This is a genomic window from Roseibium alexandrii DFL-11, assembly GCF_000158095.2.
In the GTDB taxonomy this organism is placed as follows: domain Bacteria; phylum Pseudomonadota; class Alphaproteobacteria; order Rhizobiales; family Stappiaceae; genus Roseibium; species Roseibium alexandrii.
The window spans coordinates 5,092,595-5,106,579 of record NZ_CM011002.1 but is presented as its reverse complement, the minus strand read 5'-3'; the positions used below and the strand labels follow the sequence as shown (position 1 = coordinate 5,106,579).

The 13,985-nt window shown below is 55.8% G+C and carries 13 protein-coding genes; 5 read left to right on the top strand and 8 right to left on the bottom strand.

The window, feature by feature from the left end; genetic code table 11:
* The 3 genes from SADFL11_RS23530 to SADFL11_RS23520 all read left to right on the top strand — a co-directional run bounded on the left by SADFL11_RS23530 (position 1) and on the right by SADFL11_RS23520 (position 3,181).
* A complete protein-coding gene (locus tag SADFL11_RS23530; protein ID WP_008192238.1) occupies positions 1–975 on the top strand; it encodes a glutathione S-transferase family protein in 975 nt (324 codons plus the stop codon).
* Between the two features lie 596 nt (positions 976–1,571).
* Positions 1,572–2,498: a metallophosphoesterase family protein gene (locus SADFL11_RS23525; protein ID WP_008189840.1), complete on the top strand. Its 927-nt coding sequence runs from the start codon at positions 1,572–1,574 to the stop codon at positions 2,496–2,498.
* A gap of 101 nt (positions 2,499–2,599) precedes the next feature.
* Entirely contained in the window at positions 2,600–3,181 is a 582-nt protein-coding gene (locus tag SADFL11_RS23520; RefSeq protein ID WP_040450908.1) for a hypothetical protein, read from the top strand.
* A gap of 14 nt (positions 3,182–3,195) precedes the next feature.
* Here SADFL11_RS23520 and SADFL11_RS23515 read toward each other — a convergent pair whose 3' ends face one another.
* Positions 3,196–3,777: a hypothetical protein gene (locus SADFL11_RS23515; RefSeq protein WP_008192007.1), complete on the bottom strand. Its 582-nt coding sequence runs from the start codon at positions 3,775–3,777 to the stop codon at positions 3,196–3,198.
* Between the two features lie 227 nt (positions 3,778–4,004).
* On the opposite strand from SADFL11_RS23515, the gene mtnA reads away from it, so the two are divergent.
* On the top strand, positions 4,005–5,111 hold the full coding sequence (mtnA, locus tag SADFL11_RS23510) for an S-methyl-5-thioribose-1-phosphate isomerase (RefSeq protein WP_040450909.1): 1,107 nt from the start codon (positions 4,005–4,007) through the stop codon (positions 5,109–5,111).
* Positions 5,112–5,126: 15 nt separating this feature from the next.
* On the opposite strand, the gene SADFL11_RS23505 is transcribed toward mtnA, so the two are convergent.
* Positions 5,127–5,747 carry a GNAT family N-acetyltransferase gene (locus SADFL11_RS23505; RefSeq protein ID WP_040450910.1) on the bottom strand — a complete coding sequence of 207 codons (621 nt, stop codon included), beginning with the start codon at positions 5,745–5,747 and terminating at the stop codon, positions 5,127–5,129.
* Positions 5,748–5,892: 145 nt separating this feature from the next.
* Between SADFL11_RS23505 and SADFL11_RS23500 the strand changes: the two genes are divergently transcribed.
* Positions 5,893–6,186, top strand: coding sequence for a hypothetical protein (locus SADFL11_RS23500; protein ID WP_008190017.1), 294 nt, complete (start codon positions 5,893–5,895; stop codon positions 6,184–6,186).
* Positions 6,187–6,594: 408 nt separating this feature from the next.
* On the opposite strand, the gene flhA is transcribed toward SADFL11_RS23500, so the two are convergent.
* The 6 genes from flhA to fliF all read right to left on the bottom strand — a co-directional run bounded on the left by flhA (position 6,595) and on the right by fliF (position 13,932).
* Entirely contained in the window at positions 6,595–8,772 is a 2,178-nt protein-coding gene (flhA, locus tag SADFL11_RS23495; protein WP_008196663.1) for a flagellar biosynthesis protein FlhA, read from the bottom strand.
* 66 nt (positions 8,773–8,838) lie between these two features.
* Positions 8,839–10,191 (bottom strand): sigma-54-dependent transcriptional regulator FlbD, encoded by a 1,353-nt coding sequence (gene flbD / locus SADFL11_RS23490; RefSeq protein ID WP_008190040.1) that lies wholly within the window; start codon positions 10,189–10,191, stop codon positions 8,839–8,841.
* Between the two features lie 12 nt (positions 10,192–10,203).
* Complete coding sequence (fliN, locus tag SADFL11_RS23485) at positions 10,204–10,539, bottom strand: flagellar motor switch protein FliN (RefSeq protein WP_008192134.1); 336 nt, start codon at positions 10,537–10,539, stop codon at positions 10,204–10,206.
* On the bottom strand, positions 10,536–11,228 hold the full coding sequence (locus tag SADFL11_RS23480) for a FliH/SctL family protein (protein ID WP_209002693.1): 693 nt from the start codon (positions 11,226–11,228) through the stop codon (positions 10,536–10,538). The genes fliN and SADFL11_RS23480 overlap by 4 nt, the downstream gene beginning before the upstream one ends.
* A 38-nt stretch (positions 11,229–11,266) precedes the next feature.
* Entirely contained in the window at positions 11,267–12,316 is a 1,050-nt protein-coding gene (fliG, locus tag SADFL11_RS23475; RefSeq protein WP_008195818.1) for a flagellar motor switch protein FliG, read from the bottom strand.
* On the bottom strand, positions 12,316–13,932 hold the full coding sequence (gene fliF, locus SADFL11_RS23470; protein WP_008192598.1) for a flagellar basal-body MS-ring/collar protein FliF: 1,617 nt from the start codon (positions 13,930–13,932) through the stop codon (positions 12,316–12,318). The genes fliG and fliF overlap by 1 nt, the downstream gene beginning before the upstream one ends.
* Between the last annotated feature and the right edge of the window lie 53 nt (positions 13,933–13,985).

Here is a 13,985-nt window from a genome sequence, read left to right as displayed (position 1 = left end):
ATGGGAACGCTCGTCGACGGCGTGTGGCACGATCAGTGGTATGACACCAAATCAACAGGCGGGCGATTCGTGCGCAAGGACGCCGCATTCCGGAATTTCATCACGAAAGACGGGAGGCCCGGTCCAACGGGCGACGGCGGTTTCAAGGCCGAAGCTGGACGGTATCACCTGTTTGTCTCCTATGCCTGCCCGTGGGCCCACCGGACCTTGATCTTCCGGACTCTGAAAGGCCTGAACGAGTACATTTCTGTTTCCGCTGTCCAGCCGCTCATGCTGGAAAACGGTTGGGAGTTTGGGGAAGCGGAGCCGCTCACCGACGCGAACTACGCCTGGCAGGTCTACGTCAAGGCAGACCCGACCTATTCAGGCCGGGCCACGGTCCCCATCCTTTGGGACAAACACCATCAGACCATTGTCAGCAACGAGTCGGCGGAAATCATTAGGATGTTCAACACCGAGTTCGATCACCTGACCGGTTCAACGACCGACTATTATCCGCAAGACCTGCGCCCTGAGATAGATGAGGTCAACGAGCGTATCTATCACACCGTCAACAACGGTGTTTACAAGTCCGGGTTTGCCACAACACAAGAGGCATACGAGGAAGCTGTTACAGCGCTTTTCGAAACGCTGGACGATCTGGAGGCCCGCCTGTCAAAGCAGCGCTATCTTGCAGGCGATGTCCTGACTGAAGCCGATTGGCGCCTGTTTACAACGCTCGTACGCTTTGACCCGGTCTACGTCACACATTTCAAGTGTAACATCCGGCGAATTGCGGATTACCCGAACCTCTTCAATTACTTGCGGGAACTCTATCAGTATCCGGGTGTTGCCGGGACGGTCGATATGGCGACCATCAAACACCACTATTTCGGCTCGCACGAAACAATCAATCCACACCGTATCGTGCCGGTTGGGCCGGATCTCGAATTTATGGAGCCGCATGACAGAGACCGGTTCACGGCAGCAGCTTAAGCTGGGCACGCTCTGAAGGTCAGCTCTATGCAAACTATTGTAGAATAGGCAGGACGACGCGTAGAAACCGCCGTCTTGTCCACATTTTGTAAGCCTTTGGGAACGCTTCGTTAACCCATGCAATCCTTGCAGGGCAGCCCCGAAGGAATAACGCTCCTCCTTTGTGCACCGCACGCCTATATAAAAGGCAGATTGATGACGATTAGGGCAATCGATTGCCCACCCCTAACAACTCAAAGGACAGCGTTATGTTCAAGACTCTTTTTCAGAAGCGTCGCCGGAACTACCAGTGGAAACCGGCTATCGACACCAGCAATCCGCGGATCGCTGCATCTCTGACCACGTTCCCGACCAACTGATCTAACAGTTGTCGGCCAAGTTGGATTCTGTGCCATGTTTGGATTTGTGCATGTAGTTGGAGCCAGCCTCCGCGAAGGTACCCGGACCGGTCAGACCCAGGGCTCAGCCCCTCGGCAGACAAAACCACAAACAAAATCTGCGAAGTAATCCACTCCCAACGACCATTCGCAGACTATCCGCTTGGCGCCGCTCATTTTTCCTTGACGCGGCGCTTTTTGCTTTGATGATGCGCCCCCATGTTCAAGCTTGCGCATCTCTCCGATCCCCATTTGGGTCCCCTTCCCGACCCCAAGCTCCTTCAGTTGTTTTCTAAGCGTTTGCTCGGTTATCTGAACTGGCAGCGCAACCGTTCCAAAATCATGGGCGGCAATCACCTGGAACAATTGATCGAGGATATGAAGGCACAAGCGCCGGACCACATCGCCGTCACCGGTGACCTCGTCAACATCGCGCTCCCCCTTGAAATCAGCGGCGCCCGTGCGTGGCTGGACGAGTTGGGCGCACCGGATCAGGTTTCCGTGGTCCCTGGCAATCACGATGCGTATGTCCGCGGTGCGGTCAAAAAGGCCCGAACCGCATGGTGGCCCTATATGCGCGGCGATGGCGAAGACGATGTTCCGTCTGAAAAAGTCGGTTCAGAAGCAACATTTCCTTACGTGCGCAAGCGCGGCGATATCGCGATCATCGGTGTCACCACAGGCCGGGCAACCGCGCCATGGTTTGCCTCCGGGCGCGTTGGAACAAAGCAAACCCGCCGCTTGAGGGCGATTTTGGAGGAACTCGCGGAAGAAAAGCTATTTCGCGTTGTCCTCATTCACCACCCGCCGTTCAAGAACGCAACAAAATGGCACAAACGCCTTTCTGATGCTTCCCGGCTGCGGACTGTGGTCAAGCGCGCCGGAGCCGAACTGATCCTGCACGGTCACACGCATATCGATAGTTTTGAAAATATCGAGGGGCCGAACGGTCCGGTTCCTGTCATTGGCGTGCCGTCAGCAACCAGCGCACCGGGCGGTCACAAACCGGCAGCGCGCTACAATTTGTTTTCTATTGCCCGGGAAAACGATGGCTGGACCTGCCAAATGGAAGAACACGGGTATGACGAAAGTGGCGGCCCTGTAAAACCTCTTTCGCAACGGGACATTGCTGTACCCTCAACTTAGAAACACAACTTGCGTAAGCTCGCTGGCTAAAATTTCAAAAATACTTAACCAACATATGCAACTCTAGATTTAGACAAACATAATAAAAACTAGGATTTAAGGTGAACTTCAGTTTCAGGACATTGTTGATTATCTGCCCGGTAGCCCTCTTCGTTGCAAGCGTTGGCTACAGCCACCTATCATCGGTTAGCCTATTTGGGAGCTGGGAAGAAAAATATGACAAACAAATAATAGATCAATTCTCTAGCATCGAACCAAAGAGTGTTACAACCACTTATGTACCGGGCAATGCGGGCTTCCGTTTAACGGACACAAATTACCTCGAAGGATTGAATGGTAAGCCACTCGACAAAATCTCATTTATCCTCGGGTCGTTGGCAGACGGTTTCCTCGCAGGCGATACAGCTGCAATCGAAATCAGGAAAATACTTCAAGAACCAACCAAGCTGGCAGAACAAACCTTCGAACACACAAATGATATCGAAGCGATAATAAATTATTCTTGCGATTCAAAAGTGTTTCGCAAGAGGATCCCGGAGAGCATCATCGACGAGATCGCTCAATTCATTGATTCAGCTGGATACAGATTAGCCATGACTTCTGAACACATGACAATGATGAAACGTTTGACGGAGTTAAATTTGTTCTCCGAACAATGCCTCGAAAAGTTTCAGTATCACTAGCGTTACGTCATGTGTCACAGAGGATTGGCGAACCAGGCAAAGCCGATCAGACCGACAATGCCAAGCGCGAGACCAATCCCAAATGCACCAGCGACAGGCAGCCAAGGTGTGTGGCTCTCCTTGACCCGGACCACTTTTGATTCCATCGCCACCTGACGCAAACGGTTGTTCAGCCAGTCGCCTTCAAGAGCCTTCTCGCGCTCCAGAACGCGCTCCGCGATATACTCGGTCAGGCAATCAGCCATGTCGTCGATATTGGCGGTCTCCAGAATGACGACCCGGCCGAGCCGTGTGTCTTTCAGGAACCGGTAAGTGCGGCGATCCCCTGCGACGGCTACATGGCTGGTTGCATCAATCCAGAGCCGCGGTGTCGAACCGGAAATGATCTGCAGGGAAAACTGATCGTCATCTTCCGGGATTTCCCGAAAAACATCTTTCAGCTCATCGGCCAGCATGTCGAGCCGGGCACGTTCGGTGTCCTGCAGCTCAACAACCACATCCGAGCGTTCCACTTCGCCCAGCTGCACCTTGCGGATGGCATCGCGCAGGGATCGCATGCGCGTGTGCGGAACCACGTTGTCCTGCATTTCAGCCATTGAGTACCAGCTCCAGTTTTCTCATCGGTTCGACCAAGTCTTAATCGAGTCTTAACCGCGTATGGCTTTGACGCCATTCCTCTTTGCCGTGTATCCACTGCCAATCGCGCAAAGATGGTTAACAAAGGTTAAGCGATATTTACCCTAGTGACCAGCGATCACTGGCTGGTTTGCGCCAACATGTTGCGTTATTCAAAGGGAATTCCGGTTTTTTGGGAGACACCGGCATGAATGTTGACGGAAAGAGGTACCGGACGATCTGGCTCGCAGAGGACGGTGTCACGGTCGAGATCATCGACCAAACGAAGTTTCCATTTGCCTTTGAGACCGTTCAACTGCGCACGATGGCCCAAGCAGCGCATGCGATTCGGGTCATGCAAGTGCGCGGCGCGCCGCTCATTGGCGCAACGGCTGCATATGGCGTGGCACTTGCCATGCGCGAAGACCCGTCTGATATCTCTCTGCTGGCCGCTTGCACCGTGCTTCTGGAAACACGTCCTACAGCGGTCAATCTCAACTGGGCGCTGGATCGTTGCCGCAGATCCCTGATCAAGGTCCCGTCGCAAAACAGGGCTGAAGCTGCATACGCCCTCGCAAATGAAATTTGCGATGAGGATATCGCGATCAACCTCTCGATCGGTATGCACGGCATGGCGTTGATCGCCGCACTTGCCCAGACCAAACGCACCGGCGAACCCGTCAACATCTTGACCCACTGCAATGCCGGATGGCTGGCAACGGTCGATTGGGGCACTGCGACCGCGCCGATCTACATGGCCCATGACGGCGGCATACCGGTGCATGTCTGGGTGGATGAAACCCGGCCACGGAACCAGGGGGCCTTCTTGACGGCTTGGGAACTGGGCCACCACGGGGTGCCTCACACGGTCATTGCAGACAATGCCGGCGGTCACCTGATGCAGCATGGAGAGGTCGACATTGTCATTACCGGTACAGATCGGACAACAGCCACCGGGGATGTCTGCAACAAGATCGGCACATACTTGAAGGCGCTGGCAGCCAAGGACAATAATGTGCCGTTTTACGTTGCGCTCCCCTCGCCCACCATCGACTTTTCCCTATCCGACGGCGTGCGCGATATTCCGATTGAGGAACGCAATGGGGATGAAGTCAGCTGGATTACGGGCCGCACGGCCACCGGCGCGCTGGAGACCGTCCAAATAGTTGCGGAGGGCTCCGAAGTGGGCAATCCAGCCTTCGACGTCACCCCCGCCCATCTCGTGACCGGCCTGATCACCGAACGCGGTGTTCTGGACGCAAACCGGCAGGCGATCGCCCATGCGTTTCCGGAGCGGGTCAAAAAGAGTGCTTGATCGAAGATGCAGCGATCAGTTCTGGCCCATCAGACAAGGAACATGCGGCGCGGTTTCACTGGCATATAATCCGAGCCCCCGCGGATCATCCGCCACTTCGATCGCGCGTTTGTAGGGTTTAAAACCACAGGACTGATAAAACTTCAGCGCTTGGGGACTGTCCGCCGTGCAAGTGTGCAACCACAGACGTTTTGTTTCAGGCCGCGACCAGGCCATCTCTACCGCTTGTGCCATCAGCCACCGGCCAACACCGCCACCAATAGCGCTTGGCACCAAACCAAAATAGGCGAGCTCGACATTCTCCGGATCGGCGTAGTTCAGCTCCAGCGTGCCCACCGGCTTGCCATCAAGGACAGGCAGATAGTTTTCGCGCGCGGGCTCCGCCAGAAGCGTTTCCAGATCCGCGTCCGGCTTTATCAACCGTCCAAACCAGATCCATTTCTCTCCGACTTCCCTAAACAGCGCCTTGTACTCAGCAGCCGTTGGAGACGACCAGGCCTTCAAGGACATATCAGAGCGCTGTGGAGCAAGCGCTTCCGAAGGCCTTTCGGTCATTTCCAGATAGGTGACGACAACGGCAATTTTTGTGTCCGGCACTTCTGTATAACCGTCGAGGTTCAAAATCGGATTTGGCATAAAAACTCCAATGAGCAACACTTTTCTAAGTGCATGTATCAGCTGATTAACCGTAAGCCAAGAATCGCTCGATGCCTCCGGTTTTGCATCAAACACAAGCGCTATCCGTTAACTGCTGTGAGCGCATTGCACCTTTGACGAAACGTTGGAGGCCGCAATGCCAGTCACTGGTTCAAAGTTCAAAAACAACTTCTTCCGCACACGCGATGCTCACAAAAAGGCTTGGGCGAAAAACGACCAAATCTGGAAACTGCGGCGGTCAAGGGCTATTCAAAAAAATCAGCACATCGCCACCCAACTGGTGAACTCGGTGTTGCGAATCAATCAGGCATCGAACGAGTTGCAGGCGCTCCACTTGATGAAAGTCCGGCTTTACAATCCCGATGGCGGCTACAGCACTCCGTCCGCCATCGCCACCCGCATTAACATGCAAGTTTGAGCGCCGCTGATACGACAGGAACGAATTCAGCCCCAGGTTCTTTGTATGCATTACGCATGCCGGTTAACACGCTGTTAACCATATTTTGTGAAGGTGAAAGCGTATCCAGGAGAGATGCGCAATGCCCAAGGTCGGAAATTATATCCAGCGTGACTATCATAAACGTTTCAGCTCCAAGCGTACGGCTCGCTGGAAAAGCTACAACGAGGGTTGGTCACAAAAGCGCTCAAATTCCCTCCAGAAATCGCAGAATCTGAGAACGCAGCTCACAACTTCCATTACGAACATCACAATCGCCTCGGGAACCCAGCAGGCGAGGTTTTTTCTCCAGAACAGCTCGTCCCCACAGTCCAGCTATGCCAGCCCGACCGCTGTGGCCGCACGGGTCAACGTTCTCATTTGATGGTTTTAGATTGATCCGATGGTCTTCAGTTTGATCCGGGGATGAACTTCGCCCTGGCTCATGACCGTGGTATGTGCCCGGAACCGTTCCACAATGGATCGAACGAAGGGCCGGGTCTGCGGCGAGGTCAAAAGAACAGGAACCTCGCCCTGTTGGGCCGCCTCTTCAAATGCGTCACGGACCACCCCGACGAACTCCTGCAGTTTGCTCGGCTGCATCGCCAGTTGACGGTCATCCCCTTCACCAATGATAGCCTCCAGGAACGCCTGTTCCCATTGTGGTGACATGGCAATAAGCGGAAGGTACCCACCGGCCGCGAGGTTGGCTGCACAGATCTGTCGGCCAAGCCGCGTGCGGACGTGTTCTGCAATCGTATCCGTGTTGCGCGTCATGCCGGTGGCTTCCGAGACGCCTTCCAGGATCGTGCCGAGATCGCGGACGGAAATCCGTTCGTTCAACAGGGCCTGCAGCACGCGTTGAACACCGGACACGGTGATTTGTGACGGGATCAGGTCTTCGACCAGCTTGGCTTGTTCACCCTTGAGTTCTTTCAGGAGTTTCTGGACATCACCATAGGTCAGCAATTCGCTGATGTTGTTCTTGATGGTCTCCGTCAGATGCGTCGACAACACGGTCGCCGGGTCCACAACGGTGTAACCGCGCAAAGAAGCATCTTCGCGGTACTGCGCCTCGACCCAGGTCGCAGGCAGTCCAAAGGTCGGTTCTGTGGTGTGCGTGCCCGGCAGTTTGACCTGCCCGCCAGCCGGGTCCATGACCATGAAGTGGTTTGGATAGAGAATGCCGCGCCCGGCCTCGACCTCCTTCACCTTGATAACGTAATCGTTTGCTCCAAGCTGAATATTGTCGAGGATGCGGACCGGCGGCATGATCACGCCCATGTCGCCAGCGATCTGGCGCCGCAAGGCCTTGATTTGCTCGGTCAGGACATCAGAATCGCCGCTTGCCTTGCCATTGATCAGCGGCAGCAGTGCATAGCCAAGCTCGATCCGCAGTTCATCCATCTTGAGCGCATCTGTGATTGGCGGCTCCGGCGGCGGCTGCGGCGCTTCTTCGATGGCCTTGACGACAGCGGCCTTGGCTTCCTCTTTCTTTTTGTTCGCACCGACTCTGAAGGCGAGATACCCAGCGCCGGCTGCCAGGCCCAGGAACGGGATCATCGGCATGCCCGGCAACAGGGCAAGCACCACCATGACGGCCGCCGACATGCCCAGCGCCTTCGGGTAGCCGGTAAACTGGCTTGTGAGCGCCTTGTCGGCGGCTCCATGAACCCCGGCTTTGGAAACAAGAAGGCCGGCCGCAGTAGACACGATTAGCGCCGGAATTTGGGAAACGAGACCGTCACCAATGGTCAGGAGCGTGTAGTTGTTGGCCGCTTCCGAGAAGGTCAGATCCATCTGCGCAACGCCGATGAAGATCCCGCCCAGAATGTTGATGAATGTGATCAGAAGGCCTGCGATTGCATCACCGCGGACGAACTTCGAAGCACCGTCCATCGCCCCGAAGAACGAACTTTCATCTTCCAGCGCCTTACGGCGGGCTTTGGCCTCCGATTCATCAATAAGCCCGGCAGACAGATCAGCGTCGATCGCCATCTGCTTGCCCGGCATCGCGTCCAATGTGAAACGGGCTGCGACTTCCGCGATACGGCCCGAACCCTTGGTGATGACGACGAAGTTCACGATCACCAGGATCGCGAAAACGATAATCCCGATGACGAAATTGCCGCCCATCACCAGGTTACCAAACGACTGGATGACATTTCCCGCAGCAGCCGTGCCTTCATGGCCATTTGCAAGGATCAGCCGGGTGGAGGCAATGTTCAGGCCAAGCCGCAACATGGTCGCGATCAGAAGAACCGTTGGGAAGGACGAAAACTCAAGCGGCTTTTGAATGAAGAGGCCTGTCATCAAGACGAGGACCGAGAAAATGATCGACACCGCCAGGAACATGTCCAGCATGACCGGCGGCATCGGCAGGATCAGCAGCGTCAGGATCACCAAAATACCCGTCGCAAGGCCGACATCGCCCTTTCGCAGCGTATCTATGATTTCGCGAACGGTCGGAAAACCCGAAACGGCAGCACCGGAAGGCGCTCCTGAAGTGCCCTCCTGCCCGGTATTTGGTCCGGTTGGACCGCCACCACCTGCTGCTGTGTCTGACATTTACGACTTAGATCCCATTCCAAACTGACGCGAATTCGGCTGCTTATATGTCAACCTGATACTTCATTAGCCCCGTGCCTCGCCTGGGCTTGGCACTTGAACACCCTCATCCGTGTACTGATTCAGTTTGTTGCGAAGTGTTCGGATGGAGATCCCGAGGATTTTTGCCGCATGGGTCCGGTTCCCAAGACAGTGGTCGAGCGTGTCCAAGATCAGATCCCGCTCCACGTCGGCAACGGTCCGCCCAACGAAATTCCGGGTGACAGCTTCAGCAGTTTGCGCCGCCCGTTCTGCAGGTCCTCGAGCAGCGCTCAGCGGTGTACCGTCCGGCATGCGAATGGCTTCCACACCGATCTCAGCGCCGCTTGCCAGAAGAATGGCGCGGTGCATGGTGTTTTCCAATTCACGAACGTTGCCCTGCCATTGATTGGACATCAGTGCCTGCCGCGCTTCCAGAGAAAGCTGGCGGACCGGCACGCCATTGGCTTCCGAATAGTGGGCAATGAAGAACTGCGCCAGCTCCATGATATCGGCCGGGCGTTCCCGTAAGGGCGGCAGTTTCAGATTAACGACATTCAGGCGGAAGAGCAGATCTTCCCGGAAACTTCCGGAACGAACACTCTCGGCAAGATCGCGGTTCGATGTCGCCAGAATGCGAATGTTCACGGGTACAGGACGTGTGCCACCAACCCGGTCGATGACACGTTCCTGGATCGCCCGCAGCAGTTTTGCCTGCAGCCGGACATCCATTTCAGAGATTTCGTCCAGAAGCAGCGTACCACCATCGGCTTCTTCGAATTTGCCGATCCGACGGGCTACGGCGCCTGTAAACGCGCCTTTTTCGTGTCCGAACAGCTCGGACTCAAGAAGATGTTCTGGAATAGCCGCGCAGTTGATCGAGATGAATGGTTTCGACGCACGGTTGGAGGATTTGTGCACGTGCCGGGCAATCACCTCTTTGCCGGTGCCCGATTCCCCCGTGATCAAGACCGACGCCTCCGACGGCGCCACCTGTTCCGCCAGCTTCACAACAGATGCCATTGCGTCATCACGGTAAATCAGGTCGCCCCGATCCTGGGCAACAGCAGCAAGAACGGCTGCGATCAACTCCGGGTCCGGAGGCAGCGGGATGTATTCCTTCGCCCCGGCACGAATTGCAGAGACGGCGGCTTGTGCATCTGTTTCAACACCGCAAGCAACCACAGGAACATGAACCCGTTCCGTCTGCAGCTTGGCGATCAAACCTTCGATATCGAGGTGAACCTCAACCATCAGAAGATCGGCGCCACGGCCGGACCGCAGGACTTTCAGTGCTCCTTCGACGTCATCGGCGTGCGTGACCTGAGCACCACGCTGCATAGCGATCTTCGACGCTGCAGTGAGCTGGCCGCCCAGAGTTCCGACAATCAGCAGACGCATACGATCCCTCTTTTATCGATCGGTCTTGATGATTTCCGTCATGGTCACACCGAGTTTGTCCTCAACGAGAACAACCTCTCCACGTGCCACTAGGCGATCATTCACATAAATATCGATGGCTTCCCCGACTTTACGGTCGAGTTCCAACACCGTTCCTGACGCAAGTTTCAACAGGTCCGAAACATGCATTTTCGAGTGCCCCAAGACTGCCGAGATTCTGACCGGTACATCGAATACGGCCTCAAGATCGGCAGCGGATTGAGGGTGCGGGATTTCCTCTTGTTCACCGGCTCTGTCCGGCGCTTCCAATTCATCCAGAGGGATGTTTGTGTCTTGTTCGTCACTCATGCCTCAGTGTCTTTCTCAGATGCTCCATCGGCCTTCGGAGCCGGTTTCGGAGTGCGCCCTGCTTTCAAATACGCGCGGATGCTGCCATCAATTTCAGCTTCAAGAGCTTTGCGGTCCCGCCGAATTCCGCCATCCGCCCACTCGATGTGGCAATCGCCTCTCGCAATCTCCGGCTCGCCAAGAATGACCAGGCGCCCCTCGAAACCCTTTTCATGAATGATGGGGTCGACCTTGGCCTTAAGCGCTTCCACGTCCCGCTCAGCCACGCGAATGACGAGATGGGGTGCCCGCCGCAAAGGACCCAAACACTCTGACACCAAAGCAACGGTTTCTGCCAGTGGCTGCCGGGCAATCAGATGTGCGCAGAGGCGTCTAGCCACAAGAAATGCAAGGCCGACAGCATCCTTTTCCTGATTGGCAACGGAATCGTCGATGGTTTCCAGCACCCGGCCGACGGCAGCCACCAGATGTCCGACCTCTTCCGTTAACAAAGTCTCTTGTTTCGTCTGCAGGTCCTTGAGCGCCTGAACCCGACCTTCTTCAAATGCCTGCGCCTTTGCCTTTTGAAGCTGGGCCTTGTGGTCGGCGACCGGCATCATCGGAATTTCCGGCTTCGGCGGCTCAACAACTTCGGGCTCTTCGGGCTCCGCGAAGTCAGTGTTGAACAGAAATTTAGACGGGTTCGTCATCGTGCCCAATCTCGTATATGTCCCAGCCTCGTGCCGCATTAGTAGATGATCTCTTCATCGCCCTTGGATTTCGAGATCATAATCTCACCCTTAGCAGCTAAATCCTTGGCTTGATTGACCATTCCTGTTTGCGCATCGTCTACATCGCGCAACCGGACAGGTCCCAAGGCCTCCATATCGTCCTGCAACAGCTTCGCGGCACGCGAAGACATATTGCCAAAGAAAAATTCGCGTGCTGCGTCCGTCGAGCCCTTGAGGGCGATCGCCAGCTGATCTTTCTCTACATGCCGCAACAAGGTCTGCGCACTTGCCGCGTCCAGCTTCAGCAGATCATCGAAGGTGAACATCAGGGTCTTGATGCGATCGGCCGCTTCGCGGTTGTCCTCTTCCAATGCCGCCAGGAAACGGGCTTCGGTTTGCCGGTCGAAGTTGTTGAAGATATCAGCCATCATTTCATGGCTGTCCCGGCGCGAAGTGTTGGTCAGGTTGGACATGAATTCCACGCGCAAAGTTTGCTCGACCTTCTCCAGAACTTCCTTTTGAACCGCGTCCATACGCAGCATCCGGCTGACAACTTCGAGCGCCAACTCTTCAGGCAGGATGCCCAGGACACGCGCCGCGTGATCGGAATTGATTTTCGACAGGACCACCGCAACGGTCTGCGGGTACTCGTTCTTCAAATAGTTAGCCAGAACGTTCTCCTGAACATTGGAAAGCTTTTCCCACATGTTCCGCCCCGCAGGCCCCCGGATTTCCTCCATGATGACACTGACTTTGTCACCAGAAAGGAAAGTCGACAGCAACCGCTCCGTCGCATCAACGTTGCCAGTCAGCGCGCCCTTTGAACTGATACGGCGAACAAAGTCCTTGAAGAGATCCTCCAACATTGTCGGCGTGACCGGCCCGAGGTTTGCCATGGCAGCGGACACTTGCCGGACCTCAATCTCATCCAGTTTGCTCCAGATCGGAGCGCCATGAGATTCACCGAGCGCAAGCAGCAAAACGGCAGCCCGCTCAGCGCCCCTAAGCTCACGGTCTTCCTCATCGACACTAACGGTGAGCTGTTGTTGTAGCTGATCGCTTGCCATTACGCCGCCTGCTCATCTAGCCAACCACGGACAATGTTCACCGCCTCGGTCGGATGATCCGAAATCATCTCACCAACCTTGGCGATGGAACTGGCCTGGAGAGCACCTTCTTGTTTCGCCTGCTCCAGCCACTCGATCACGAATTCGTCTTCTTCCTCTTCTTCCTTCGGCACTTCGCTATCGGCGACCAACGTACCATCTGGGCCGATCACCAACTCCTGCGGCTGCCGTTCTTCCGGTGTTACGATACGGCGCAGAAGTGGGCGGACGACGAAGAGGAGCAACAGAATTGCAATCAGGAAGAGGACCCCGAGCTCTGCAAAGCGCATGATATCCGAGCGGGTAAAATCAAAGAGCCCGTCCGGCTCCGCAATATCAAGCTCTGGCGGCAGGGCGAATTGAAGATTAATCACTTCCACAACATCGCCGCGCGCTTCATCAAACCCCACAGCTGAGCGCACCAGCACAGCAATTCGGTCGAGAGCTTCCTGGGCACGTGGGGTATAGATCGAATTGCCATCTTCATCGGTCTGGTAGGTGCCATCGACAAGCACAGCGACAGAAAGGCGGGTAATGCGTCCAGCTTCAACGACTTCCGTGCGTGTAGACCTGGAGATCTCGTAATTGACAATCTCTTCAGTCAGCGAAGACGTATCTTGCTCTTCAGCATCGTTGTTCTGATTGGCATCTGCATTTGGAAGTTCGTTTCCAACCGTGACCTGACCATCCTGGCGTGTGCTGGACGTCGCCTCTTCCTTCGACTGGGTTGAACGGACGACCTGGCCTTCCGGGTCGAAGGTCTCTGTCGTCTCCGTCAAACGATTGAAATCGATGTCGGCGTTGACGCGCACCCGGGCCCGGCCGGGTCCGACAACAGAATTCAGAATTTCCTCGACCTGATTGCGCAGGCGGCTTTCGATGGCAGTCGACCGTTCCTGCAGCCGGGCAGATACCATGCCCTCGTCATCGCTGCTTGCGCCCGATGCCAGCAAGCGGCCGGATTCATCGACAATCGACACTTTGTCGGGATCCAGTCCATCAACTGCCGTCGCCACAAGGTGCTGGACAGCACGGATTTCACCGGGCCCCAGACCTCCGCGCACATTCAAGACGATTGAAGCAGACGGCGGACGCCGGTCACGCTGGAACAGCTGGCGCTCAGGGATCACAAGATGAACCCGCGCGGAGCGGATCCGGTCGAGGGAGCTGATCGTACGCGACAGCTCGCCTTCCATTGCGCGAAGGTGATTGATGTTCTGAACGAAGCTGGTCGCTCCGAGCGTGTCGGAGCGGTCGAAAATCTCGTAACCGATGGAACCGCCTGTTGGCAGGCCTTCAGCGGCGAGTTGCATCCGCAAACGCGCGACTTGCTCCTGCGGCACCATAATGGACGCACCTTCGCGGGCTAACTTGAACTGCACACCCTGGCTTTCAAGCTGGGAGACGATCGCTGCCGAGTCTTCAAGCGTCAGCTCGTTGTAGAGCGTCGTCATCTGCGGCGCAGTCACCCGGAAGATGATAAACGCAAATACACCGACTAGGATCGCCGCAACGGCGCCCATTGCGGCAATCCGCGCTGGTCCCAGTGTTTTTATGAATTCAATAAGTCCGTTCACGAATGCCCGCCCGCATCTTTCGCCTGCCACTTGCCCTTATCGGCAGAGTCGGC